The 24,223-nt window shown below is 47.5% G+C and carries 23 protein-coding genes; 3 read left to right on the forward strand and 20 right to left on the reverse strand.

All coding sequences use genetic code 11. The features are described 5' to 3' along the window. Window positions 1-154 precede the first annotated feature (154 nt). A complete protein-coding gene (locus tag AC58UX_RS23315) occupies window positions 155-916 on the forward strand; it encodes a helix-turn-helix domain-containing protein (RefSeq protein ID WP_497257282.1) in 762 nt (253 codons plus the stop codon). Window positions 917-1,120: 204 nt separating this feature from the next. Next, window positions 1,121-1,348: a hypothetical protein gene (locus tag AC58UX_RS23320; RefSeq protein ID WP_028554145.1), complete on the forward strand. Its 228-nt coding sequence runs from the start codon at window positions 1,121-1,123 to the stop codon at window positions 1,346-1,348. Window positions 1,349-1,388: 40 nt separating this feature from the next. Here the strand turns inward: AC58UX_RS23320 and AC58UX_RS23325 are convergent, their stop codons facing one another. The 18 genes from AC58UX_RS23325 to AC58UX_RS23410 form a co-directional block, all read right to left on the reverse strand. Continuing rightward, window positions 1,389-1,901: a DinB family protein gene (locus AC58UX_RS23325; RefSeq protein WP_497257108.1), complete on the reverse strand. Its 513-nt coding sequence runs from the start codon at window positions 1,899-1,901 to the stop codon at window positions 1,389-1,391. Window positions 1,902-2,305: 404 nt separating this feature from the next. Beyond that, complete coding sequence (locus tag AC58UX_RS23330; RefSeq protein ID WP_497257110.1) at window positions 2,306-4,501, reverse strand: alpha-galactosidase; 2,196 nt, start codon at window positions 4,499-4,501, stop codon at window positions 2,306-2,308. Window positions 4,502-4,653: 152 nt separating this feature from the next. Next, window positions 4,654-4,941: a ferredoxin family protein gene (locus AC58UX_RS23335; protein WP_028554142.1), complete on the reverse strand. Its 288-nt coding sequence runs from the start codon at window positions 4,939-4,941 to the stop codon at window positions 4,654-4,656. Then, on the reverse strand, window positions 4,938-6,248 hold the full coding sequence (locus AC58UX_RS23340) for an FAD-dependent oxidoreductase (RefSeq protein ID WP_497257112.1): 1,311 nt from the start codon (window positions 6,246-6,248) through the stop codon (window positions 4,938-4,940). The genes AC58UX_RS23335 and AC58UX_RS23340 overlap by 4 nt, the downstream gene beginning before the upstream one ends. Next, the gene (locus AC58UX_RS23345) at window positions 6,245-7,381 is read right to left on the reverse strand and encodes an electron transfer flavoprotein subunit alpha/FixB family protein (RefSeq protein ID WP_497257114.1); all 1,137 of its coding nucleotides are present in this window, start codon (window positions 7,379-7,381) and stop codon (window positions 6,245-6,247) included. Before AC58UX_RS23345 ends, AC58UX_RS23340 begins: the two co-directional genes overlap by 4 nt. A 24-nt stretch (window positions 7,382-7,405) precedes the next feature. Beyond that, entirely contained in the window at window positions 7,406-8,239 is an 834-nt protein-coding gene (locus AC58UX_RS23350) for an electron transfer flavoprotein subunit beta/FixA family protein (protein WP_497257116.1), read from the reverse strand. Between the two features lie 868 nt (window positions 8,240-9,107). Beyond that, window positions 9,108-10,430 carry an LLM class flavin-dependent oxidoreductase gene (locus AC58UX_RS23355; protein ID WP_497257118.1) on the reverse strand — a complete coding sequence of 441 codons (1,323 nt, stop codon included), beginning with the start codon at window positions 10,428-10,430 and terminating at the stop codon, window positions 9,108-9,110. Window positions 10,431-10,445: 15 nt separating this feature from the next. Next, window positions 10,446-10,976 (reverse strand): GNAT family N-acetyltransferase, encoded by a 531-nt coding sequence (locus tag AC58UX_RS23360; RefSeq protein WP_497257120.1) that lies wholly within the window; start codon window positions 10,974-10,976, stop codon window positions 10,446-10,448. Between the two features lie 12 nt (window positions 10,977-10,988). After that, window positions 10,989-11,465, reverse strand: coding sequence for a DinB family protein (locus AC58UX_RS23365; RefSeq protein ID WP_497257122.1), 477 nt, complete (start codon window positions 11,463-11,465; stop codon window positions 10,989-10,991). Further along, window positions 11,462-12,649 (reverse strand): amidohydrolase, encoded by a 1,188-nt coding sequence (locus tag AC58UX_RS23370; RefSeq protein ID WP_497257124.1) that lies wholly within the window; start codon window positions 12,647-12,649, stop codon window positions 11,462-11,464. Before AC58UX_RS23370 ends, AC58UX_RS23365 begins: the two co-directional genes overlap by 4 nt. A gap of 20 nt (window positions 12,650-12,669) precedes the next feature. Beyond that, window positions 12,670-13,680 carry an LLM class flavin-dependent oxidoreductase gene (locus AC58UX_RS23375; RefSeq protein ID WP_497257126.1) on the reverse strand — a complete coding sequence of 337 codons (1,011 nt, stop codon included), beginning with the start codon at window positions 13,678-13,680 and terminating at the stop codon, window positions 12,670-12,672. 49 nt (window positions 13,681-13,729) lie between these two features. Then, the gene (locus AC58UX_RS23380) at window positions 13,730-14,482 is read right to left on the reverse strand and encodes an amino acid ABC transporter ATP-binding protein (RefSeq protein ID WP_497257128.1); all 753 of its coding nucleotides are present in this window, start codon (window positions 14,480-14,482) and stop codon (window positions 13,730-13,732) included. Continuing rightward, window positions 14,479-15,189 carry an amino acid ABC transporter permease gene (locus AC58UX_RS23385; RefSeq protein ID WP_497257130.1) on the reverse strand — a complete coding sequence of 237 codons (711 nt, stop codon included), beginning with the start codon at window positions 15,187-15,189 and terminating at the stop codon, window positions 14,479-14,481. The genes AC58UX_RS23380 and AC58UX_RS23385 overlap by 4 nt, the downstream gene beginning before the upstream one ends. Continuing rightward, window positions 15,186-15,962 (reverse strand): amino acid ABC transporter permease, encoded by a 777-nt coding sequence (locus tag AC58UX_RS23390; protein WP_497257132.1) that lies wholly within the window; start codon window positions 15,960-15,962, stop codon window positions 15,186-15,188. Before AC58UX_RS23390 ends, AC58UX_RS23385 begins: the two co-directional genes overlap by 4 nt. Window positions 15,963-15,998: 36 nt before the next feature. Then, the gene (locus tag AC58UX_RS23395; protein WP_497257134.1) at window positions 15,999-16,892 is read right to left on the reverse strand and encodes a transporter substrate-binding domain-containing protein; all 894 of its coding nucleotides are present in this window, start codon (window positions 16,890-16,892) and stop codon (window positions 15,999-16,001) included. A gap of 137 nt (window positions 16,893-17,029) precedes the next feature. Next, complete coding sequence (locus tag AC58UX_RS23400) at window positions 17,030-17,926, reverse strand: LysR substrate-binding domain-containing protein (protein ID WP_497257136.1); 897 nt, start codon at window positions 17,924-17,926, stop codon at window positions 17,030-17,032. A 155-nt stretch (window positions 17,927-18,081) separates the two neighbouring features. After that, window positions 18,082-19,752, reverse strand: a complete 1,671-nt coding sequence (locus tag AC58UX_RS23405) for a DUF4091 domain-containing protein (protein ID WP_497257138.1) — start codon at window positions 19,750-19,752, stop codon at window positions 18,082-18,084. Window positions 19,753-19,772: 20 nt separating this feature from the next. Further along, complete coding sequence (locus AC58UX_RS23410; protein WP_497257140.1) at window positions 19,773-20,906, reverse strand: Gfo/Idh/MocA family protein; 1,134 nt, start codon at window positions 20,904-20,906, stop codon at window positions 19,773-19,775. Between the two features lie 146 nt (window positions 20,907-21,052). Here AC58UX_RS23410 and AC58UX_RS23415 point away from each other — a divergent pair, with 146 nt between their 5' ends. Further along, complete coding sequence (locus AC58UX_RS23415) at window positions 21,053-21,949, forward strand: helix-turn-helix domain-containing protein (protein ID WP_497257142.1); 897 nt, start codon at window positions 21,053-21,055, stop codon at window positions 21,947-21,949. Between the two features lie 69 nt (window positions 21,950-22,018). Here AC58UX_RS23415 and AC58UX_RS23420 read toward each other — a convergent pair whose 3' ends face one another. Continuing rightward, the gene (locus AC58UX_RS23420; RefSeq protein ID WP_497257144.1) at window positions 22,019-22,459 is read right to left on the reverse strand and encodes a GNAT family N-acetyltransferase; all 441 of its coding nucleotides are present in this window, start codon (window positions 22,457-22,459) and stop codon (window positions 22,019-22,021) included. Window positions 22,460-22,595: 136 nt separating this feature from the next. Next, window positions 22,596-24,218: a beta-galactosidase gene (locus AC58UX_RS23425; protein ID WP_497257146.1), complete on the reverse strand. Its 1,623-nt coding sequence runs from the start codon at window positions 24,216-24,218 to the stop codon at window positions 22,596-22,598. Window positions 24,219-24,223: the final 5 nt, after the last annotated feature.

Here is a 24,223-nt window from a genome sequence, read left to right on the forward strand (position 1 = left end):
TCATAGTGAAGTCGATATTAGTAACAATGGCATAAGTATAAGCGAGATTAGCCTATTATGACCATTCACGATATAATTAAAACATCTCTTATTTGGCTATGAAAGGCGAAACAATATGAAAGCTGAACTATTAGTTTGTGGGTATTCTTTTCATATGGAACCGTTTTATGTGAGTGCGAAATCCGGACTCCAGTCTTATCTTTTTCGATTACAAACAGAAGGTAACTGCGAGGCGCTTGTCGACGGGCACATGATTCCCATAGAAGCAGGCCACTTGCTCCTATTTAAGCCGGGAGATCCGTATGAGCTGCGCATTGAAAAAGAGCAAACGCATGCTAACGGAAAAATCGCCAGCGGCGATTATTACTTATTTTGCAAAGGCGATTGGATTGATGAATGGTGGAAACGCAGCAACAAGCCTACCTGCATGCGGATCGACCTCGATCCCCGATTAATCTCGCTATGGCGGCAATTAAGCCTAGAGAAGCGCAGAATGGAGGAGGAGAATGCCGAGCTCAGCGGGTATTTACTTCAAGCCCTATGCGTATTTCTTGAACGCGCGGCGACAGAAACCGTCTCATTACAGGGCCGCCCTTTCACTGGTACACGCATGAAACGATTCATTGAGGCACATGCGACTGCCGCATTCAAAATCGAAGATGTTGCAGACCATGTAGACCTTAGTATCTCCAGAGCTGTTCATTTGTTCAAAGAATATTTTGGTAAAACGATGATTCAGTACGCTACCGAAGTTCGCTTATCTAGCGCGGTCGAGCGTATGCATGACAGCTCCATGTCCCTAGAGCAGATTGCGTTAAGCTGCGGCTTCGGCTCTTATCCGTATTTTCATCGTGCATTTAAACAACGCTTCGGGACTTCCCCCAAAGTGTATCGACAAAACATGCAAATCACCTAGTTCATCAACTTCAACGAAATTCACACAATATTCACTAATCAGTCTAAATCTATGAAACAAATTCCGCCGCTGATTCGTATTATTTATGTACGAACATACATAGCAATCTCTGATTTGTCTTAAAATTGTAAAACTATTTTAAGGTTCTATTAATAATAATCCGATATGCTAGTACTATATCCAATTCTTAGGATGGTGGAACTCATGAAAATGTTTATTACGATTCATAACAAACCCGTGCCCGTATACTCCGATGAGAAAAATAAAAAGAAATTCAACCTACTCAAGTCTGCGCTTGAGGCCAAAGTAACAAAAGGAAGAGCGACGCTTAAGAAATGCTTGGACTCTATCATTAGCATCGAAATCGTCGGGTGTGAAGCGATTCTTCATTCATTGAATGAACGTGACTCACTTGCTCTATCACTCTATTAAAAAAAAGCCTGAAATCCATCAGTGGATTTCAGGCTTTTTTTCATAGGTATTTCTCTTCAACCACGTTCAAGTGATGCTGAGCATGCCCCGCAATCACATAAGCAAGGGCGCGTGCAGAAATGGCGAACGTATTCGCTGTGCCTGTACGAGTCCATGCCGCCGCAGTAATCGTAGGTAACAACGTAAGCGTAGATTTACGCACCGCTTGGAAGTCTTGAATCAAATCCGTCAGAGCAACGTCATCGAAGGACGTATTCGCGATAAAAATATCCTGATCAAAGCCTGGCAGATCGGTTGTATCCCCGCGAGAAATACGCAGCATTCTGTAGCTCATGATCCGCTCCGTATCCGTAATATGCGCGAGAACCTCCTTCAGGCTCCACTTCCCAGGTGCATAGCGAGACAAGGCCTGCTCCTCACTTAACTGTGAAAATAAAGAGACAAGTACCGCTTCTTGATTGTTCAAGATGGCTACATAATCCCCATCGGGCACTACCCCAATATATCCGGTATAAAAGGTTGCATATTCATCATGACTTGGTCGTTGAAGCATGGTTGATTCCTCTCCATTCGCTTATGTAATTTGTATGAATTTCTTAATCATAGCGCAAAATTCCAAAAAAATGAATCCAGCCCTTCTGAAAGTTGATCAAAATCGAGCTCATCCCGCTCGCCATCGTATGTTTCGCTAAAATCGATTTTCTGTGGTATCTGCAAGAACACTTCAACTCCATCACATGCACACATATTTTAACTCTCTCTTTACTTACTCCATTATCCCCACACGCACTACTATCTGCCTACTCACTCTACCTCTCTCACGATCCGAAAACTGCACAAGATTACTGTTGTAGATACAACAGAAAATGAATTTTGCTGAAATACACCTCCGGCAAAGCAGTCATTTCGAAAAAGAAAACCCCCATTTCCCATGGTACGGGAGATGGGGGTTTATGACTACTGCTGCTTAGCCTCAAGCAGCCAAATCTTGCTTTGGAAGTCGCCATGTAGTCCAGCGACAGATATACCGGCGTACAATAGATGATCGCCGGGGAACAGCCCTTCTGAGCCTTCGATTTGATAATCGAAGTCAGAGTTAAGTCCCTTAAGCCGCAATGTTTTCAGCGGCGGATAAGGTTCAGCAAGCACACGGACGAACACGACCATTGCTTGTGTCTTGTCTTCGGAGACAATCATCCATGCGGTTTCGTTCCCCTCGAACGGGCTCAACAGGCGATACATATCGCCGAATTGGACAAGCGGTCGAACTTGTTTGTATTCGGCTACTTGACGTTTGACAATCGCTTTCTCCTCGTCGGTGAACTTCGTCAGATCCAGTTCATAACCGAAGTTGCCTGACATGGCGACATGTCCGCGTGTTTCCAAAGACGTTATGCGATGAACCTGATGATTAGGCACCGCGGATACATGCGAACCCATAGCGCTAACCGGGTACACGATGCTGGTCCCGTATTGGATTTTCAAACGGCATACAGCATCCGTGTTATCGCTTGTCCACGTTTGCGGCATGTAGTGCAGGATACCTGGATCAAATCGACCACCGCCGCCTGAGCAGCTTTCAAACAAGATATGCGGATATTCCGATGTGATAGCTTCCATTACGCGATAAAGGCCAAGCATGTAACGATGTGCCGTCTCTCTTTGGCGTTCAGGCGGCAATGCGGCGGAACCGATTTCGGTCATATTCCGATTCATATCCCATTTCACATACGTGATCGGCGCACTGCTTAAAATTTTACGCAGCATGGTCAGCACACCATCACAGACATCCTCACGTGAAAAATCAAGAATTAGCTGCGCACGCGCTTCCGTACGACGACGCTCAGGCACATGCAGACACCAATCCGGGTGATTCCGGTACAACTCACTCTCCGGAGAGATCATTTCTGGCTCAAACCATAAACCAAATTCGAGTCCAAGCTTATTTACACGCTCTGCCAAATCTTCAAGACCGCCAGGGAGCTTTGCCTTATCGACAACCCAATCCCCGAGAGAGGTCGTGTCGTCGTTTCTTTTGCCAAACCAACCATCATCAAGCACGAAAAGCTCAATACCAAGCTCCTGACCCGCACGAGCAATGCTCTCAATTTTATCCGCGTTAAAATCAAAATACGTCGCTTCCCAGTTGTTGACCAGGACAGGTCGTACACGATCACGGAACTCACCGCGGCAAAGTCGTGTCCGATACAAACGGTGGTAGGTTCTAGACATGTCACCAAGACCCTGACTGGAATACACCATCACGGCTTCTGGTGTTTGGAATTGTTGTCCTGGCTCTAACAGCCAGCTGAAATCAAATGGATTAATACCGATAGAAACACGTATTGTTGCAAAAGGATCCACTTCCGCATGCGCAGCAAAATTACCGCTATACACAAGATTAAATCCATACACATCGCCATGATCTTCATTGGCATCTTTGGAGAGCAGGGCAACGAACGGATTATGCTGATGACTGCTTGCGCCGCGACGACTCTCGACAGTTAATTTACCAGGAGCTAGTGCTCTTCTCTCCATATGACGCTCACGCGTCCAGCTGCCGGAGAGCTGCAAGAGATCCCAATCGGCGTGCGAATAATCCACGCTCATACTTAACGCGCGCAGCAACTTCAGATCTGCTTTACCTTCATTAACAAAACGGACAGAACGCGTGATAGCCGCATGATTGGCGAAAATGGTATAGGATAGAATAGCTCGTAAGCCAGCTACTTTGTCTACAAGTTCAATTTCTAGTGTTTCAGCTTCATCATCTGCTTCTACATAAGTTGACGGCAAGCCCTCTAACACAGGCTTTCCTGACACGATACGATGCTTATCATAAACTAGCTCAGTGATCGTTGAACCATTAGGAAGCGCAACTTGATAAGCTGGCTCTCGGAAATCACTTGTTCCATACGCCGGATATTCCTGTGGAAGTGTATCAAATGAAATCGTTCTATTTTCCTTAACTGGATTCGGACTAAAAGAAGCGCGTTCTATATATTGAATAACCGTGCCTAGCTGGCCCGACCGAATAGGACGCCCCCAGTATACATGGGCTGGGTAGGAACCGTTAACGAGTTGAATCACATAGCTCATGTGCTTATTTTGCAAATGGAAGATACCTTCTGCTTGTTCAAAAGAAATGGTCATTTTAAATCCCTCCTATCGTCTATTATCATATCCTGGAGGGAACAAAACTATGGAGATTCAACACCTACATATGGAGAAATGTCGTTTTTCGACAAAAATAAAAGCCAAGACCTCTCATCGGCCTCGGCTTTCGTTGAATTTAAATGTTGCATTTAGCCATACTTATACGTCATGCCATGCCCGCCCTTTGGATACACCCAATCAATATTATAGGATGGACATGCTATGCGACACGTGCCGCATTCAATACAATTTTCAAAGGCAACCGTAGTAATTTTGAGCTTCTTTTCCCACTCATACACATCTGATGGGCAAAAATAATTGCAGTCCTTGGTCACACAATTCAAGCATGTTTGTTTATCTTTAATGACGAGGTGGGATTTATCATCGCATTTGTAACGAATGGTAAACAGTTTATCTGAAATATCACTTTGGCTCATCCGTTCATCGCCCTCCATCCCTTGTAGCCCAGCTTCATCAAGTTGACAGTACCGCCTGCGGCATTTTTGATGAGCTTCATGGCCATTTTTTGCTTCTCGGCTTTTGTGATACCGTCCACCAGGAACATGTTATAGGCTGCTTCATTGACTGCACGAGGCAACCGATCAAACAACAATTCAGGATCCTGCTCTTTTAAAAATTGGTGCATGCCCTTGTACTTCTGCAAATCTTTATGAACAAAGGATTCGCGGATTTTATTATCATAGAGATGCATCGTCGGTGCCGAAAAATCACCGCGTGCTTTCGCTTCGATAATCGTTTCCCCAGCCAAGCGGCCTGAAGTCATGGCTAAATTCGTCCCCTCCCGGTGGACAAAGTTAACCAATTGCGCTGCATCGCCGCACACACACCAGCCATCCCCCGATAAGGTCGGAATGGAGTTAAAGCCCCCTTCCGGTATCAAGTGACCGGAATATTCTTTGGTCTCACCGCCTTGAATCAGCTTGCGAATCATCGGATGCTGTTTGACAGCGTCAAGTACGGCGTACGGCTTTACCTTTTTATCCCGCAAATGCCCCACCATGACCCCAACGCCCAGCGAGATCGTTTCTTTATTCGTGTACAGGAAACCCATCCCAGCCATGCCTAGCGAGGTCTCGCCCATAAATTCAATGGTGACGCCTTCATCACCTTCGAGACCGAACCGATCCTCGATTTTTTCTCGCGGCAGCGCTATCACTTCTTTTACGGCTAAAGACACTTCGTCTGGCATCCATTCTTTATGAATCCCCATCGCTTTGCCGAGCAAGGAGTTCACCCCATCCGCAATGACGACAACGTCCGCATACAAATCACCGTCATCACGGTCTGTTCGCACGCCAACAACCTTGTTGCCTTCGCGAATGACATCCAGCGCAACGGTCTCGTAAATCGGGATCGCCCCCGCCGCTACGGCTTTTTCAGCGAACCATTGATCGAATTTAACCCGCAGGCCCGTGAAGCAGTTGAAGGGCTCCTTATACGCCTCATTGCGATGGCCGAACGTAACCATGGACTCTTTGCCCATCATCCAGATTCGCTGCTCGACAATGTAGCGCTCCATCGGGAAGTTTTTCTCCGTCCAAAACTCAGGAACCAGCTCTTCAATTTGCTTTCGATAGAGAACGCCGCCGAAAATGTTTTTGGCACCTGGGAACTCGCCTCTCTCCAGCAGTACCACAGATAAGCCCGCTCGTGCCATCGTTAAGGCAGCTGCTGCTCCAGCTGGACCTCCGCCAACGACGATCGCGTCGAATTTTTCGTTCATTTCGCTTCACTCCTCTCCCGTGCTTCTATGCTCACTTCCGTAGCGGGGGGTGTTGCAGCTTGCGCTTCCGCCGAAGAAGGCACTATGCCGAATAACGTGCGGCGTTTTTTGAATTCTTCCGTGATGGCGGGAACAATTTTGAACAAGTCGCCAACAAGGCCATAATGGGCAAATTGGAAAATTGGCGCCTTCTCATCCTTGTTGATCGCGACAACAACATCGGCATGGCTCATGCCGACCGTATGCTGCACCGCGCCAGAGATGCCGATGGCGAAGTAGAGCTTCGGCCGCACCGTGGCGCCCGTCTGCCCCACCTGATGCTCGTGGCTGATCCATCCCGCATCAACGGCAGCGCGGGACGCGCCAACCACACCGCCGAGCGCATCCGCCAGCTCGGCGAGCAGCTTGAAGGCATCGGGCCCGCCCAGCCCGCGGCCCCCTGCCACGATAATCTCGCAGTCCTCGAGATTCAGCTTGCCTGTTTCGCGCAGGAAGTCCAGCACCTGCGCGTCGATCTCTTCTTCCCGCATCGTTGCTTCGATGCGGATGATTTCGCCTTGGCGCGCCGCGTCCTTCGGCAGCGCCTGAAATACGCCGGCGCGCGCTGTCGCCATCTGCGGCCGGTATTGTTTGCAGAGGATGGTGGCCATCATCTTCTCGGAAAAAGCCGGCCGGCTGGCCAGCAGCAGCCTTGACGGCGGCGGCTCCACGTCGAGCTGCGTCGTGTCGGCCGTCAGCCCCGTCGGCAGGTGCGTTGCGATCGCACCTGCCAGGTCGCGGCCCGTCGCTGTCGCGCCGAACAGCACGATCTCGGGCTTTGCATCCTCGATCAGCTTCAAGCAGACCCGGCTGTAAGGCCGGGTCCGGTAATCGCGAAGCTCCGCGGCTTCGCAAAGGTAAACCCGGTCCGCGCCGTAGGCCACGGCCTCATCAGCGAGATGTGCGACATTCTCGCCGATGACGAGCGCCATGAGCGGCGCCTCCAGCTTCGCTGCCAGCTTTTTGCCTTCGCCAAGCAGCTGCCAGGACACTTTTTTCGCGACGCCCTCGCGCTGCTCAACAACGATCAAAACCCCACGATATGCCGACCAATCCGGCATCGTCGGATCTATTTGTTCCGTATCTTTTGCCATCGTGTCATCCTCCGTTCCTATCTATCAAGCCCAATCCAGCAGGGTCTGCATGTCCTTCGTCAGCAGCTTATCAGCAAGCTGCGCAGCCGCAATTTCTGGCGTATCATAGGTAATCATCTGCGTTTTTACCGCTTTGATTTCTGGCACCCAGGTTTTGGCAACGATCGTTGGCGAGCCTTTCAATCCAATCTTAGCCCGCTCCAAATCTGGAAAATCCGCTGTCGTCCAAACAGTAGGCTTATAACGAGCTGCTCGAATCATACCTGGCAGCGATGCACGTCTCACTTTATTCAGTTCTTTCAGTGCAGTGATCAGTACGGGCATGCTTGTCTCCACAACTTCAATGCCATCCTCCAACAGCCTGTGCACACGTACCTTCCGATTCTCTTCGTCGACCTTCACGACTTTGTTGACATAGGTAAGTTGTTCCAAATCCAATCGGCACGCTACGCCCGGACCAACTTGTCCCGTATCGCCATCCAACGTTTGTTTGCCGCAAAAAACAATATCCACCGGCCCCCACGTTTCCGCAATTTTGCGAATTGTTCGCGCCACAACGTACGAGGTAGCCAGCGTGTCCGCCCCTGCAAAACCACGATCCGTCACTAATACAGCATCATCGGCGCCTAGGGAAATGCATTCCTTGAGCCCTTTTTCTGCCGGTGGCGGCCCCATCGTGACAACCGTAATACGCGCACCTTGCTCATCCTTAATGCGCAGCGCCTCTTCCAAGCCATGCATATCATAGAAATTCACAATGCTGGGGACACCTTGGCGAATGAGCGTATTATTCTTGGGATCAATGCGAATTTCTCTAGAATCCGGAACTTGTTTAATACAGACGACAATATGCAGCATCTCTGCACCCTCCTATTTCTGCGGGGAACTGGCTTGCATGTTTTGACAACTGGCTGGTGAGGGCCTGTCATCATTGTGAAATTTGTCACGTAAATGTCGACGCGGAATCGCTTTCAGTCGATCATTGGACTTTTCGAACAAGCAGTAACATAAGAACCTAACACAGTATATGCGCGTTGGTAAGGAACTTGACTAAACAATGAAAATTTCAGAGATCATGCTCTCGTTTCTCCAAGCAGTTAACTCCGTTCGACCGACTATCTCACAAGAGTTCATTTTCTGTAATATCTACAAGAATTGATTCGACGTTTTTCAAAAACTCTACATCTCACGAAGCATTTTATCTCCAACCTATGTATTCGAAAATTGCAAAATATGATTTGGCTGCTAACGCCACATTCTTATTGTAGATACCACAGAAATTAGGTTAGCTAGTTAGGCTGGAGGGACGGGGGGTTGCTTCAGTTGAGGTGGATGAGTGTATAGATGAGTGTATAGATGAGTGCGTGGATGAGTGCGTAGATTGGTGTGTGGATTAGTGCGTGGATTGCTGCGTGGATTGCTGCGTGGATTGGTGTGTGGATTGGTGCGTGGATTGCTGTGTGGATTGGTGTGTAGATGAACATGGTTGATTCGGGTGGGTGATGAGCTGGTGGGTAAGTGTGTTGGCTTCGAATGGATAAATGAGTGTGTCTGTTTCAGTTGCTAGTTTGGTGTTCATGTTTCAAGTATGCGATTATTTGTGTGTTTGGGGTGAGTTATATAAGTGAGCTTAATTGTAACAGCTGGGTTCGGTTGAACAGAGGAGCACTCAAAAAAAGACTGTCCAACGGCCATTTCAGCCATATGGACAATCTTTCATTCGTCCCTACACTTTCACTTTCGTATACCGATTAGCTGGTACGGGTATTCCGAGGTTTCCGCGAAGGGTATCTGCTTCGTACTCGGTTCTGTACAGTCCGCGTTCCTGCAGGATCGGTACAACGTGGTCAACGAAGTCGTCTAAGCCTTTAGGCAAGGCAGCTGCGATGATGAAGCCATCAGCGGCTAATTCTTCGAACCATGCTTGCACGCGATCGGCGACTTGTTCAGGAGTGCCTGTGAATTCGTTACGCGGTGTTGCTACATTCAAAGCGACTTGGCGCAGGGTGAGATTTTTTTCTTTGGCGGTTTGCTTGATTTTATCGGTGCCGCTGCGGAAGCTGTTGCTGCCGAATTCACCTAGTTCAGGGAATGGTTCGTCTAGCGGATATTGCGAGAAATCATGATGCTCGAAGAAGCGGCCTAGGTAATCCAACGCTTTGTCAATGGTCACCAAGTTGGCGACTTCCTGATATTTGCGCTCGGCTTCTTCCTCTGTCAGTCCGATAATCGGGGCAATTCCCGGTAAAATAACGACTTCATCCGCATTACGGCCTTCGGAGGCGGCTCTCTTTTTAATATCGGCATAATATGCTTTCGCCTCTTCAATCGACTCGTGACCAGCAAAGATCGCATCCGCCACTTTTGCTGCAAACGCTCGGCCGTCCTCTGATGCACCTGCTTGAAAAATGACTGGCTGCCCTTGTCTGGAACGAGCGATATTCAACGGTCCCTGAACGGAGAAGTATTCTCCTTTATGGTTTAAGGTATGGAGCTTGCTCGGGTCAAAGAACACACCGCTCTCTTTATCACGTACAAACGCGTCATCTTCCCACGAATCCCACAGCCCGCGTGTCACTTCCAAGTATTCATTCGCGATCCGATAGCGTTCAGGGTGAGAAGGATGCTCCGCTTTGCTGTAGTTTTTCGCTGAGCCTTCCAGTGGAGAGGTCACGACGTTCCAACCCGCACGCCCATCGCTAATTTTATCAATAGAGGCAAATTGTCGAGCCACCGTGAAAGGTTCACTATATGAGGTCGATAACGTCCCCACTAGCCCAATGTGTGAGGTGACCGCAGCTAAGGTAGATAAAATGGTAATCGGTTCAAACCGATTGAGGAAGTGCGGGATGGATTTTTCCGTAATGTATAGACCATCCGCGATAAATACAAGGTCGAATTTACCGGATTCGGCTTTCTGCGCCTGTTGTTTATAAAACCCAAAATTCACACTGGCATCCGTAATTGCCTCCGGGTGTCTCCAGCCCGACACGTTACCGCCAACTCCGTGAATAATGGCACCTAATTTCAGCTGTTTTTGTCTAGCCATCTCTTTTCCATCCTTTCACAATATCGCCGCAGTTTGTAGGTTTAATCGATAGCTTTTCACGAGTATCTCGCCTTTTTGAATATCTTTGTCATACGCGCGTTCGAAGCCCAGTCGTTCGTATAGTTTTACTGCAGATTCCATCATGTCCGAGGTATGCAGATGTAGTGTGGTAGCACCTAACTCGACAGCGCGCTTCACATTTTCTTTTATCAGAGCTGTAGCTATGCCCTTTCCTCTGGCACTTGGCGATACAGCTAGTAACCGAAGGATTGGGGACTCAATCTCAAGCTCTGGCGCGCCATAAGCGGCTGCGGAGGATTGAAACAATTGCGAGCTCCCTACTATTTCATCGTCAATTAGCGCAATAATTCGCGCGATGGGCTTATCACTATCCACAGATGCGATAATATTTTCTTTATATTGATCCCAGCCTTCCGGAGGCAGCACAGCGCGATATTGGCCATAAGCATCTTCTAGCACTCTTCGAATTGCCTCGCGGTCACCTTCATGAGCTTCCCGAATGTGAAGGTCTTGAGCATCAGCCATAAGTATCCCTCCTTATACCCGTGTTTCTAACGCGATTTTAATGCGTGCAATTTGTGCCAGATGAACCTGTACATGTGCGATAAAGGAATGAACAACATCTTTTAGGGTAAGTGTTTGACCTTTGAAATTAACGCCTGTTTTCTCCCAATCTTCTGCATCTAATCGGCCAAACAACGCATGATTGAAAACTAATAAAGACTGAAAAAGGTTTAATATGTCGGAGGCTGAGCTTTCATTTGCTTTGGAACTGCTGACCCAAAGATCTTGATCAAAAGCTGGCAATACGGCCGATGCTCCTGCAAGGATGGCGCGGATTCGGAAGGAAACGACGATGTTATGATCAGCCAAATGAGACAGAACCTCTGTCACACTCCATTTATCCTGTGCTGGCTTCCACACTAATTGCCCTTCGCTCAGTCCTTGAATAGCTTCTTGCAGTTGTTGATGGGTATGCAAATAGGCTGACAGATCTGGAATCGATGTACTCATGTAGATACCCCCAGTGGTATATTGGATGATAGCTCTTCTAGCGCTTTCTCAGATAAAATGGCAAAATATCGCGCACTTATTGGCAAAGCTCGTTCGTCAATATCAAAAGCAGGATGATGCCACTCTTGTGGCCCTGATGTGCCCATAAATACGAAGACGCCTGGAATTTGCTTTTGGTAAAAAGCGAAATCTTCTCCTGCTGGTGAAGGCACAGGCGTTATCACATCTAGACCAGCCTGCTCAGCGGCATCTGCTGCCAACTCAGCCAATTCCTTATCGTTGAATACGGATGGCGGACCTTTGATCCATCGTACCGTTGCTTTTGTGCCGTATGCAGCGGCTACACCGTGCACAACCTGCTCCATGCGCTGGATAATCAAAGTTCGGACACTTTCTTCAAATGTGCGCAATGTGCCGTCTAAGATCGCTTTATCGGGGATCACATTCCATGCGGTTCCGCTATGGATACGTGTCACACTAATAACTGCGCTTTGTAATGAACTCACATTACGGCTCACGATAGCTTGAAGTGCGGTCACGATATGGGCAGCTGTTACGATCGGGTCGATTCCCGCTTCTGGCACCGCAGCATGTGTACCAAGACCTTCCACTTCGATTACAAAACCATCTGCCGCCGCCATTAACGGGCCTGCTTTGATACCAATCGTCCCAACGGGGAGATCCGGTTTATTGTGCATCCCATAGATGGCACGTACGTCGCGCAACGCACCGCTGTTGATAACGAGCTCCGCGCCCTGCGCTTTCTCCTCTGCCGGTTGAAAAATGAAACGAACCGTCCCCTTTAGTTCACTCTCCCGTTGCTTGAGCAAGAGCGCTGCGCCAAGGACTGCTGACGTGTGAAAATCATGACCGCAAGCGTGCATCTTGCCCGCTACCTGCGAAGCATAAGGATGCCCCGTTTCCTCTTGAATCCGGAGGGCGTCAATATCAGCCCGAATCGCAATGATTGGCCCTTCCTGCAAGCCACCTACTTCGGCGACAAGGCCCGTTTTGAGCTGAAAATCAGTTACATGAATCCCTGCCTCTGTGAGCCATCCGCGAATTGCTGCGGTTGTTACGATCTCCTCATGGGATAATTCAGGATGCTGATGTAATTGACGTCGAATGTCCACCAGCTTTTGAGTAAATTCCGGTGACGTCTGATGGAAAGTTGTTGTACTCATCTCACATGCCTCCCTCGGACCTACACTAACAATTCCGCGAATGCTTCACTCAGCAGTTCAAAGGAACGCAGTCTTTTGCCAAAATCTTTCACAGATGTCGTTACGATAAATTCATCGATGTTATATTTTTGCTGAAGCTCGATAAGTTTCTGACGTACCGTCTCTTTCGTACCTCGCGTAATTTCCGCCTGCTTCTCTTCAACGGTAAATTTCGCCTGTGTTTGGCGACCATATTCCTCGGCCTGCTCAAGCGTTCCGACGGTTAAGGTCTTGCCATTTTCCAAATGAATTTTGACATTTTTATATTCTCCGGCAAGCTCGTTAGCCTCTTCTTCCGTATCTGCTACGATAAGCGAGAGTGCTAAGAGCAGCTTAGGTTGGGTACCTTTTTCCGTATTAAAATGGTGATGATAAGCCTGAAAAGCTGCTTCAGCAATCGCATGATCCCCATTAATGAATTGGGCAAAAACATAAGGCAAACCGGCTTCAGCCGCCGATTGTGCGCTTGCCACACTTGCGCCAAGGATATAAATATCCACAGGCACGGTTGGAATTGGCGAGACACGCAACCCTTTCAAGGGGTGATCGTCATGGAGCTGATTGCGAACAAATTGCTGTAGATCACTCAGCTTATCCGCCAATGATGCCGCTTCGGTAATGCCCTGCTGCAGCGCTTTGGTTGAACGAGGCAATCCGCCCGGTGCGCGGCCTATGCCAAGATCTACCCTGCCAGGTGCAAGCGAGGCAAGCACGTTGAAATTCTCAGCCACCTTATAGGGGCTGTAATGCTGCAGCATGATGCCGCCGGAGCCAATGCGAATGCGCTCTGTTTTAGCTAGCAGATGTGAAATTAAAACCTCAGGCGAAGAGCCTGCCACTTGCTCGGAATCATGATGCTCGGATACCCAGAATCGGTGATAGGAAAGTGACTCTGCTTTCTGTACGAGCTCAATCGTATGCTGAAAAGCGTCATAAGCGGTTTCACCAGGAAACACCACACTTTGATCCAAAATACTTAATTTAATCCCCATGTTTGAACACTCCATTTCCTTAACTGACTTGACTTGACTTGACTTGACGCTATATGTTGTAGCTCCACTCTGGCGTAATTCGCTTCAAAAATTGTCGGGTACGCTCCTCTTTGGCTGCGCCGAATATTTCTCTCGGCTTGCCTTCCTCCACAATGATACCTTCATCCATAAAGACCACATGATTCGCCACTTCACGGGCAAAGCCCATTTCATGTGTCACGATAATCATCGTGATGCCTTCCCTCGCAATCTTTTGAATCACATCTAGGACTTCGCCAACGAGCTCTGGGTCCAGTGCAGATGTCGGCTCATCGAATAAAATAACTTCAGGATTCAAAGCCAGCGCGCGCGCAATCCCTACACGTTGCTGCTGTCCGCCGGATAGTTGACTTGGATAAGCATCTAGCTTGCTGCCCAATCCGACTTTTTCCAGCACCTTTACGCTAGTCTCTCTTGCCTTCTCCTTCGACTGCTTCTGAACAATAACGAGCCCTTCCATGACGTTTTCGAGCACGGTTTTATGCTTGAACAAATTGTAATGCTGGAATACCATGGCTGTTTTTTGCCTGAGCGCGTGAATATCGCCTTTGGTAGGACGCTTGCAATTCACGGTGAAATCCCCGATCCTCACCTCACCAAGATTCGGCTTCTCCAAATAATTCAAGCAACGGAGCAGCGTTGTTTTGCCTGAACCGCTGGGGCCAAGAATACAGACGACTTCTCCTTTTTGCACTGTCAGGTTAATCCCTTTCAGCACTTCGTTTTTACCAAACGATTTGGTGATATTCGTCAGTTGAATCATGATACGCCACCTCGGTTATACAGATTGATTCGCTTCTCTAGTAAGCCTGTGGCTCGTTCGATCAGGAACGTAATCCCCCAGAATAGGAGGGCTGCTGCAATATAAGCTTCAAAAAACTTCCAATTTGTCGTTGCGACAATTTGCGCTTTGGCGTTGATTTCCACGACTGATACGGTAAAAGCCAGCGTAGAACCGTGCAGCATCCCAATCAACGTATTTGATAAGTTCGGCAAGCTGACGGCTAACGCTTGTGGCAAAATAATGCGGCGAAGCGCTTGCGGCGTCGTCATGCCAATTGAATAAGCAGCTTCCATTTGCCCGCGATTAATTGCCACGATGCCCGATCTGACTACCTCCGAGAGGTAAGCCCCGGCCGTGATGGAGAAGGATAGAAAAGCAAAGCCGATCATGGGTATAGACACGGAACGGAAGCTCCAACCGAAAGCAACGGCAATTCCGTCGATGATCATGGGCAAGCCGAAATAGATGAGCAGCAGATGCATCAGCATTGGTGTACCGCGAACAAACGTCACATAAGCTGTCGCGATGTAATGGATAAAAGGCACGCGGTATAGTCGGATTAAAGCTATGGATGCGCCTATCAGAAATCCAAAAAAGACGGAAACAACGGTAATTAGCAGCGTGGTAGGCAGTGCAGACAGCAATTGAACAAAGGCCGTCCATATGAATCCAGGATCGATGCTCATGCTTGGAAGCCCCCTTTATCAGGCTGCGAGGACCAGACGCTTTTGAAGAAACGGCGAGAGAATGGCTGCCGCTCTTCGGTCACAAGCGGTTGCTCATGTTGCAGCAATCTTTGTTCGATGTACATAAACAGCTTTTCTAGTCCAAAGCAGATAACGAAATAAATGATCGATAAAGAAATGTACGTTTCCATAAAATGCTGTGTAGCTGTTCCAAGCGTCTGCGCTTTGCCCATCAACTCCATAGCACCTAGCGAGAAAGCCAGTGACGTATCCTTCAAGTTGGCAATAAGCAGGTTCGTAAAATTAGGCAGCGAAATCGCCAGCGCCTGCGGCATAATGATACGGGTAAAAGCTTGGTAGCCCGTCATACCTACGGAATAAGCAGCTTCCACTTGCCCTCTGTCGACCGCTTTGACCGCTGCTCGAATGACCTCGGAAATATAAGCACCTGAATGCAGCGCAAAGGTCAAAATAACGAAAGTAAGCACCGGCGCCTTAGAGACATCCACATGGATCGCCTTTAACATTTCAGGTAGTCCGTAGTAAATCAAGAACAACTGAATGAGAATCGGTGTCCCACGGAAAAAGGAAACATAGACCTGTGATATCCGTTGTAGGACGGGGATTTGATACAGCCGGGGCAGTGCAATGAGAAATCCAAAGACGACCCCGAGCAACATCGAACAAGCAACTATGAATAAGCTGATATGGATGTAATTCACTAATTTTGGCAGAAAATCGAATACATAGGTGATATCGAATTGGTTGGCCATATCGGCGATCTCACCTTTCTTAGAGTCATGAAATGCTTATTTTTTATCATCTTTCTGCGTGAAGTCTCCGCCTAACCACTGTGTACTTAGTTTAGAAAGCGTGCCATCCGCTTTTACAGCTTTCAATGCAACGTCAATTTTATCTGCAAGCTCTTGGCCGTCTTTATCGTTTTTGCGGAATAAGAAACGAACCTCGGCTTCTTCAATGATCGGTCCTACCGTTTTTAATTTACTTTGCGGATCTACCAGAGGAAGCAAGAAATCCGCACCTAGCGATCCATCCGCACGTCCTGTTGTCAGCTGCGTAACCAAGTCATTGGCTGCACCGCTTTGATAAACGATTTTGATCGCATTATCGTTGGCTTTGTTATAATTCTCTAGCAAGGTAGCTTCCGCACTCGTTGCTGTTGTCAGGGCCTTCTTGCCTTTCAAATCATCGATCGATTTCACCGTTGTGTTATCTTTGGCTACGATGACCTTTGTTTTCCAATAAGCATAAGGTTCATTGTTAAATAAATATTTCTGCTCACGCTCTTTGTTCTTCTCAATTTCATGAGCGACAAAGTCGATTTTGTTCGTTTCCAAGCTGAGCAGCAGGTTGGCGAAGTCCATCGTTTTAAATTCAAATTCATATTCAGGCAAGCGCTTATCCAGCTCTTTCACGAGTTCAATATCGTAACCTGTGAGTTTACCTTCCTTATCTAGAAAAGCTACATTCGGGAATTGTGTGCCTGTGCCGACAATGATTTTCTTTGTTTTCACAGGTGCTGTCGTTGCAGCAGCCGTTGCAGCTGTGCTTGCTGCAGGAGCCTTCGTAGCTTCAGCAGCAGCTTTAGGGGATGCGTCCGTTGTTGCGCTTTTGGCGCCGCAGCCTGCCACTACCAAAGCTAGTGTGAATGTTGTTACTGTAAGTGATGTGATCTTTCTCATCGTGAACCCCTCCGCATTTCCATATTTTTTATATCTTATAATTCCTACTTGTTTTGTATGAATTATTGCGATGTTTATAATTTATCATCAAGTTCTCAAACTGGATAATAGAGTTTTTCTATATGCATATCGAGAAATCAAATGGAATCCCGAATCGATTTCGCAATTCCTTTACATAAATCCAAGGCAGCATTGAAAAATAAGCCATTCTCCCCATTCAAGGCAATCATGTTTGTTTGCAAAGAAATGCCTGCCACCTCCGGAAAATGAATCGGGAACAGCTTCCCCTCCTTCACTTCCTGTTCGACACATAAACTAGGAAGAAAGGCGATGCCCACACGTCCGAGCACTAATTTCTTCGCTGTCTCTAGCGCATCCGTCTGAAACTCGATGTTAGGCGGCCGACTCATGCTCGCAAATAAGCGATGTATTCGCATCCAATCTAGAGAGCCGCACTCAAAGAAAACAAGCGGATATTCCCCGATTTGTTCAATCGAAATCGTTACGTTCTGTATGAATGGATGGCCTTCATAGACATAGAGCTGTATGGGATCTTCAAATGCTTTGGCTGAGAGGAGATTCGGGTGACTTATGTTGCGAACAAAACCTAAATCAAGCTCCCGATTCAGTACTTTGTTAATGATCTCCTCCGACGAAGCCGTAGTTAGCTTATAGTTCACATCTGGGTATTTCAGCTTCAGCTTCGGTATGATCGTCGGTATAATATAGTTAGATACAGATACGGTACAACCAATTCGCAGCTCGTTTGGCAATGTTCGTTTCTGCTTTAGTTGAATTTTACTTTTTTGAAAAGTTTGTAGTAACTGCTGCGCATACGGCAGAAACTTCTTCCCATCGTCGGTCAGCGAAATCTGCTTGCCGATTCGTTCGAAAAGCCGGCAATCCAACTCACGTTCTAGGGATTGGATGCGTGCTGTGACGGATGGTTGGGATAAATAGAGCACTTCCGCCGCTTTGTTAAAACTGCCATAATGAACGACATAGACGAAGGCTTCGATGTTCTCAATGTTCAAGGAAAGCCACCCCTTTCATCATACTATGATTAAACTTATTATTCCGATTAAAAAACTTGGTTTTTTGGTTGTTATAACTATAGATCAACACCCATATTGTGTCAACACAAAAAAAACTGCCCTCCCAAACGCTTTGGGGGCAGCTTCTTCCTTATCTAACTAAGTGCCTCAATCGCCGCATTAATCCTTTCGCGCACATCAAGCATCCATTCGGTGCTGCGCGGATAAACAGAGAACGTGATCGGCTCTGATAAGCCATCTTCGATTAAGGCGACCGTTCGCTCCTTGCCGATGAACGATTCCAGCAATTGCAATGCGCGCAAATCCTGCAGCGCTTCATAGAACACTTCCAGTCGAATCGACTCGATTGGCCCTGTTTCACCTGGATACACTAGGAAGCTATCTCCGGATGGAAAAGCATGCAGGGCATCCGTCACCTTAAACGGATCCAGCGGTTTAATCGAGTATTGGGAGTAATAGAAGTTATATCCCCAATGCAAAAACCCCTGAATGCTGAACTTATACAGCTGCAAGCCAATGACTCGGTTGCGGGCGGACGGCATGTTAAAGAATCGGTTCGACACTTCTTTGTACTGTGCGCAGCAGTAATACGTCCATAAATCAGGGACGCCAGCCTCTAAGAAAGGCTCGATATGATCGTTTGACGGTATCGGCTTCTGAACGAGACCCTGTTCGTAGAAAGATATCTCCGTCAAAGCATCGATGATCGGATATTCCGGCGGAAGCAGCTTTTTAACGAGGTCACTCGCTTTTTTGTACGTTTCCAGATGTGCCTCCACAGGCTCATCCGACACGTGGAAATAGCAGCAGGACGCGATGCCTAAGCTTCGAAGGGCGCGATCCAGCTCAGGGATGAACTGCCCCAGAAAATGAGCATAAGCTTCTCCTGATGCATCCGTATCCCAGCCGAAGATGCGTTTTTCTACGCCGTCTACGGCAGCGATAATTTTAGGTGTATGCTTAGCTCCCCACTGTGTGAACAAATGGGAGATCTCGAAGTACTCGACGCCTTTATTTTGGCAAAGCGCTACCCATCGTTCCAACTTCGCAAAGTTGAAATGATACGTCGTGTTAGCGTCAATATGGCCTTGTGCGACTTCGACGTCAACCAGTTGCACCGTTGGGCGCTCCCCACCGATCACAGTGTCCAACGGCGGTGTAAAGATCGGAGTCAAAATCATGTTGATCCCATGCTTCACCGCTGTGTCGATAAAGTCACCAATGAGTCTCCAGTGCTCCTCGCTGAATACGTCAACTTTGTAATGCGTAGCAAGGCAGTCCGTGTGGAACCATTCCGTGTGGATCAGCTTTTGCTTTGGTAAAGAGGCAGCCAGCACGGATAGCTCCAGCACTTCCTCGCTAAGTCTCTCTCCTTCTGCAGATGAGAAAATGACGTTCACCGAATAGGTATCAGCGGGTATCGAACCCTGCAATTCAACGTGAATCCAGATCGATCTCCACTGACCAGGAAGTGCTGTAATTTTATTTTCTTCAAGCGGATACAACGGATCGGGATACAGCCCTGGTGCTGAGCGCAATACATGCAAATCGTGGTCTGCATAGCAGGGCATTTCAGAAGGAACAAGACCTACAGCACGCATTGTAAAAGGAAGACCAAGCGTTGAATTGACTTCAACGCCTATGTTTTTCATCATCTTATTCGATGTATAAGCAATCTGAAACGCAAAGGTTTCACCTTGAAGTGCCGTAGCCTGTGTATAGGCTGCCTCACGTGGCGCTTCATCTGCAAAAACCTTAGATAACGAGCTCAAGCTTATCGTTTGAAAAGTACCTTTTTGACCCATGTGCCGTGTACTCCCTCCAATTATGTCCAGCTCAAAGTCTGGAAAGTGCCTGTCTGTGCTGATTCCTGGGCCTTCATACACATCAGTGCACTCATCAACCCATCGTCAAGCGTTGAAATAGATGTCGCTCTCCCTCTCATAATCTCTGTAAAATTGCGGGCCAGCTTCTGATCGCCACCAAAATGATTGCTTCCCTTATCCAAATCATAGGTTTCTACTCGCGCCGTATGATGCATATACACCTTCACTTGGCCTGTGTAGAAATCAAAATCTACCGTACCCTTATATCCCATGAACCGAGCACCGCGTGCTGCTGCGCCTTTTCGGATGAAGAAGTTTTGCGAATAAGACAAATGCATACCGCTTTCATATCGGAACAGTGCGCTTCCTGAATCTTCATTCCCTGTATCTTCGGCATAACAGCAATATTGCCACGTCGGATCCAGCTCTTCTGTCGTTCCAACGGTACTTTCCAAGCAGGTGCGATTGTCTTCACAATTCACGCATTGGAGTCCAGCGGATTTTTTGCCCTTGAAAATTTGCTTGGACGTCATAGCGCAGACGCTAATTGGATTTTGCCCCAGCACAGCTTGAATATAGTCCAAATCGTGCGTCGCCTTTTGCAGGAACAAGCCTCCCGTTTCTTCCTCATCGCGGTACCAGCTTTGAAAATAAACTCGGCCATATGGCACATTATTTATCGCTTGCACATGTTCAACCGTACCAATTTTGCCAGATTGAATAATTTCCTTAACCAGCTCAACAACTGAAGTTACTCTTAGTGGAAACGATACCACAACAGGCGATGTGGAAGCCTCATATCCTTGTTTTAACCGGATTAAATCTTCAAAATTTGTAGCCACTGGCTTTTCCATATAAAGGGGAAGATTGTGCCGCAATACTTTCAACCCCATCGTCGTATGGAGACTACAGCGAGTGCCGATCATGGCCCCGTCTAATTGTTCTGATTCCAGCATTTGTTCTGGTGTGTCGTAATAGTTAATATGATTCCATCCTTGTGCATCAAGCTGTTCCTTAATCAAGTCTTTACGTACATCTACAATTGCTGCTACTTGGCAGTCCGCATCTGCCTTTAGCACTTCCCTAACCACATGCTCAATCCTTCTCCCATAGCCAATTACACCTAACTTCATGTATGCTCCCCCTCAAACTTAACGATACCTTGATTATAAAAGATGCCCCCCATTCTTGCTTTGTCTTGAAAGCCGATTTTTTTGTTTTATCTGCTGTGCTATGATAGGCATATACACTTTCTAGCGAACTTTCAGGAGTGACACCTATGTCGATAAGCGAAAAGAAAGCCACTGAATATTACCGGACGCATTTGAAGATGAGTCTAATTATTAATAAAGTCATTACGATGCATTACTTCGAGTATGGGAAGGACTTTGTATTTAATGGTGAGAAGCATGACTTCTGGGAATTTCTTTATGTGGACCGTGGCGAGGTTGAGGTGCAGGCAGATGACCAGCGCTACTTACTCAAGCAAGGGTCTATTATTTTTCATAAACCGAATGAATTTCATAGCTTTTATGCGACCAAAGGAAAAGCCCCAAATTTAATTGTGATGACGTTTGACTGTCATTCGAAGGCTATGCAATTTTTCGAACAAAAAGTGCTGCACTTGGAGGATGAGGAGCGCAATTTACTCGCTCAAGTTGTGCGAGAAGGCCAGCGAGCCTTTCACTTTCCTTTCACGCATCCACTGGCACGCCGGCAAGACGCCCCCATTGGCAGTGAGCAAATGCTGCAAAGCTATCTGGAAATTCTGCTATTACGTTTGCTGCGGAAATCCGCTCCAACGGAAGCTGACACGCCATTATCGACATTGGCTAAGGAGAAAACGGTCCATGATCTGACGACGAAAGTGATCAGCTACATGGCTGACCATATCGACGCGCATCTCTCGCTGAACGAAATTAGCCAAGTGTTCTGTGTTGGCAAAACACAGCTCAAGGATCAGTTCAAAAAGCAGACGAACTATTCGCTCATGGAGTATTTTGCTCTATTAAAAATCGATCAAGCTAAAATCCTGATTCGCGAAGAAACGTACAATTTCACGGAAATCGCAAGTCGACTCGGGTTTAGCTCGGTGCATTATTTCTCTAAAGCTTTTAAGAAAGCGACATTAATGAGTCCTTCGGAATATGCAAGAACCGTCAAATCACGCATGTAGCTATTATCTATTCATACGCAAAAAAATCCCGAGCACTGCATCGCTGCAGTCACTCGGGATTTTCTCATTCTATTCTTCGTCGTCTTCTTCAACCTCATACGTACATAGAAAACGCTCCACGCCGGGATATTTCTCACCTAGACTTCTTATCACAAATCCTACATTACGGTAAAATTGTACGGCATCTTCATCAGTTTCCACCGTGATCCGCGTAGGCTGCATGTCTTCGATGATTTCAAGCAGCATGCCACGGCCAAAGCCAACACCTCGGCTTTCAGGTTCAACCGCTAGATGATTCAGCGTCATTTCTTGCTTCGCATTCATCGTAAAACCAATGATCCCGACCAGGATCCCTTCGGACTCGTAAGCAAACAACCAAGCGTCTTCATCTTTTTCATATTGGCTTAAGGCCAATTGTAAGCTATCATCGTCAGGAAATACGCTGTAACTTAACAATTCCTGGATTTCACCCTCATGTAGACGAGACTTTACATTCAATAACACGTGCATTCACTTCTTTCTTTCGTCGTATATCTTTTCATAATCTCCTAACTTGGGACTGCTGTCAACTTGCGTCAATTAGATGGGCTCGCGGGGAGAGCGGGATTAGGCTCAATTCCCGAGCCTATTGCGCGGGGCTCCACTTTTATTCAGCAACAATTCGCTCAATCACTTCTCGCCATTCCTCAGGTGAGCTGTCTCTGGCGATAAGCCACGATTTTCCACTTCCCGACTCATGCTCCAGAACGATCGGTTGTGTGATGTCCATAGCATCTGTCACAAAATTATTCGTCTGCCAATCGAAAAGCGCATTAAACAATCTCGGAATTTCAGTTAAGAATACATTACATTCATTTTTGCGAAACAAATCTGTGGTTACGACCAACTTACCGCCATCGTGTACGTAAGCGATCAATGCATCTTCCAGCTCCACATCGTACATAATGTGCAGCGGCAGGATGAGCAGCTCATAGTTCTTAATCTGTCGAGCCATATACACGACATCCACCTGCTTATTCAGCTCGAATAGCGGGCGATAGACGGAGTCCACAACATAATTGGCATAGGGCAGTCGATCTGAGACGGAGATCTGATAGATCCACGAGCTATCAAAATGATAGTACAATCCAACGGTTGACTCTATGGCCGCAGTCTGCAATTTTTCCACGTCTCCTGCTTCAGCAGCCTTCGTATAGCGCTGAATGACGTTGTAGTTCTCCGAAGGTTCACCGGTTAAGGTGAGCAATTCCTTGCTTCCTTTCCCCTGCTCCTGTCCCCAAGGGAATGGCTTCATTTTGAACAGAAAAAATCGTTCACACCCCCGCTCCTCAATGATTCGCATATCTCGTTCCAGTTGACCTGCCCCTGCGCCGTACTCCATCATCCAGAACGGCTTAGCAAGAACACTGCGGCTTGCATCGGAATAAAAGGCAATTTCATGCGGCTTATCACTGTAAATATCCATGCCGACGACGTCTAGCGTTGTGAACATATCGACCCAGTTGATGTTATCTCCCCAACAAAACATGAACCCGTTCGTTGTAATCGGTCGATCACCGATATGCGGACGAAGCACGCGCTCCTGCATGCGTGCGAACTGAACCAGCCCTTGCGAGGAGAATCTGGCAAACTCCAGCTCAAGGCTCGGATGCGGCCACATCATCACATCGCTCTGAATCGGAGCAGGCAGCGGAATCTGCGCCCAGGTCTGATAATGCTGGGACCAGAACACCGTTCCCCATGCCTCGTTTAACTGCGAGATCGTCCCGTATTTGTCAGCCAAATACTGATGGAAGGCTTGCTTCGCACAATCGCCGTAATCATATTTGGTTTCACCGCCAAATTCATTATCCAACTGCCAAGCGATCACATTCGGATGTTGGCCATATCGTTCAGCCATCAGAACAACAATACGCTTTGAATACGCTAAGTAGTTTGGCGAATAGTAGGAGCGATGCTGTCTCGCACCGAAGCCAACAGTCTTACCGCTTTTATGCACAGGCAGCACATCTGGATATCGTTCAACTAGCCAAATCGGCGGACAAGCCGTGGGTGTACAGAGTACGACCCTAATGCCGAATTCAGCTGCAAGCTCAATGGACTGGTCTAGCCATGCCCAGTTATAGACGCCATCTTCTGGCTCCAGCGTTGACCAAGCGAATTCGGCAATGCGAATATAAGGGATACCTGCATCTTGGAGCTTCTTATAATCAATCGGCCATTGGTCGGATCTCTCGTGCTCAGGGTAATAGGCCACTCCTATTTCCATACTTT

The sequence above is a fragment of the Paenibacillus sp. J22P90 genome, from assembly GCF_059692195.1.

What these genes read in the sequence shown, in the direction of transcription:
- AC58UX_RS23315 (WP_497257282.1), top strand. Translation starts at nt 155, where the DNA reads ATGGAACCGTTTTATGTGAGTGCGAAATCCGGACTCCAGTCTTATCTT.
- AC58UX_RS23320 (WP_028554145.1), top strand. Translation starts at nt 1,121, where the DNA reads ATGAAAATGTTTATTACGATTCATAACAAACCCGTGCCCGTATACTCC.
- AC58UX_RS23325 (WP_497257108.1), bottom strand. Translation starts at nt 1,901, where the DNA reads ATGCTTCAACGACCAAGTCATGATGAATATGCAACCTTTTATACCGGA.
- AC58UX_RS23330 (WP_497257110.1), bottom strand. Translation starts at nt 4,501, where the DNA reads ATGACCATTTCTTTTGAACAAGCAGAAGGTATCTTCCATTTGCAAAAT.
- AC58UX_RS23335 (WP_028554142.1), bottom strand. Translation starts at nt 4,941, where the DNA reads ATGAGCCAAAGTGATATTTCAGATAAACTGTTTACCATTCGTTACAAA.
- AC58UX_RS23340 (WP_497257112.1), bottom strand. Translation starts at nt 6,248, where the DNA reads ATGAACGAAAAATTCGACGCGATCGTCGTTGGCGGAGGTCCAGCTGGA.
- AC58UX_RS23345 (WP_497257114.1), bottom strand. Translation starts at nt 7,381, where the DNA reads ATGGCAAAAGATACGGAACAAATAGATCCGACGATGCCGGATTGGTCG.
- AC58UX_RS23350 (WP_497257116.1), bottom strand. Translation starts at nt 8,239, where the DNA reads ATGCTGCATATTGTCGTCTGTATTAAACAAGTTCCGGATTCTAGAGAA.
- AC58UX_RS23355 (WP_497257118.1), bottom strand. Translation starts at nt 10,430, where the DNA reads ATGGCTAGACAAAAACAGCTGAAATTAGGTGCCATTATTCACGGAGTT.
- AC58UX_RS23360 (WP_497257120.1), bottom strand. Translation starts at nt 10,976, where the DNA reads ATGGCTGATGCTCAAGACCTTCACATTCGGGAAGCTCATGAAGGTGAC.
- AC58UX_RS23365 (WP_497257122.1), bottom strand. Translation starts at nt 11,465, where the DNA reads ATGAGTACATCGATTCCAGATCTGTCAGCCTATTTGCATACCCATCAA.
- AC58UX_RS23370 (WP_497257124.1), bottom strand. Translation starts at nt 12,649, where the DNA reads ATGAGTACAACAACTTTCCATCAGACGTCACCGGAATTTACTCAAAAG.
- AC58UX_RS23375 (WP_497257126.1), bottom strand. Translation starts at nt 13,680, where the DNA reads ATGGGGATTAAATTAAGTATTTTGGATCAAAGTGTGGTGTTTCCTGGT.
- AC58UX_RS23380 (WP_497257128.1), bottom strand. Translation starts at nt 14,482, where the DNA reads ATGATTCAACTGACGAATATCACCAAATCGTTTGGTAAAAACGAAGTG.
- AC58UX_RS23385 (WP_497257130.1), bottom strand. Translation starts at nt 15,189, where the DNA reads ATGAGCATCGATCCTGGATTCATATGGACGGCCTTTGTTCAATTGCTG.
- AC58UX_RS23390 (WP_497257132.1), bottom strand. Translation starts at nt 15,962, where the DNA reads ATGGCCAACCAATTCGATATCACCTATGTATTCGATTTTCTGCCAAAA.
- AC58UX_RS23395 (WP_497257134.1), bottom strand. Translation starts at nt 16,892, where the DNA reads ATGAGAAAGATCACATCACTTACAGTAACAACATTCACACTAGCTTTG.
- AC58UX_RS23405 (WP_497257138.1), bottom strand. Translation starts at nt 19,752, where the DNA reads ATGGGTCAAAAAGGTACTTTTCAAACGATAAGCTTGAGCTCGTTATCT.
- AC58UX_RS23410 (WP_497257140.1), bottom strand. Translation starts at nt 20,906, where the DNA reads ATGAAGTTAGGTGTAATTGGCTATGGGAGAAGGATTGAGCATGTGGTT.
- AC58UX_RS23415 (WP_497257142.1), top strand. Translation starts at nt 21,053, where the DNA reads ATGTCGATAAGCGAAAAGAAAGCCACTGAATATTACCGGACGCATTTG.
- AC58UX_RS23420 (WP_497257144.1), bottom strand. Translation starts at nt 22,459, where the DNA reads ATGCACGTGTTATTGAATGTAAAGTCTCGTCTACATGAGGGTGAAATC.
- AC58UX_RS23425 (WP_497257146.1), bottom strand. Translation starts at nt 24,218, where the DNA reads ATGGAAATAGGAGTGGCCTATTACCCTGAGCACGAGAGATCCGACCAA.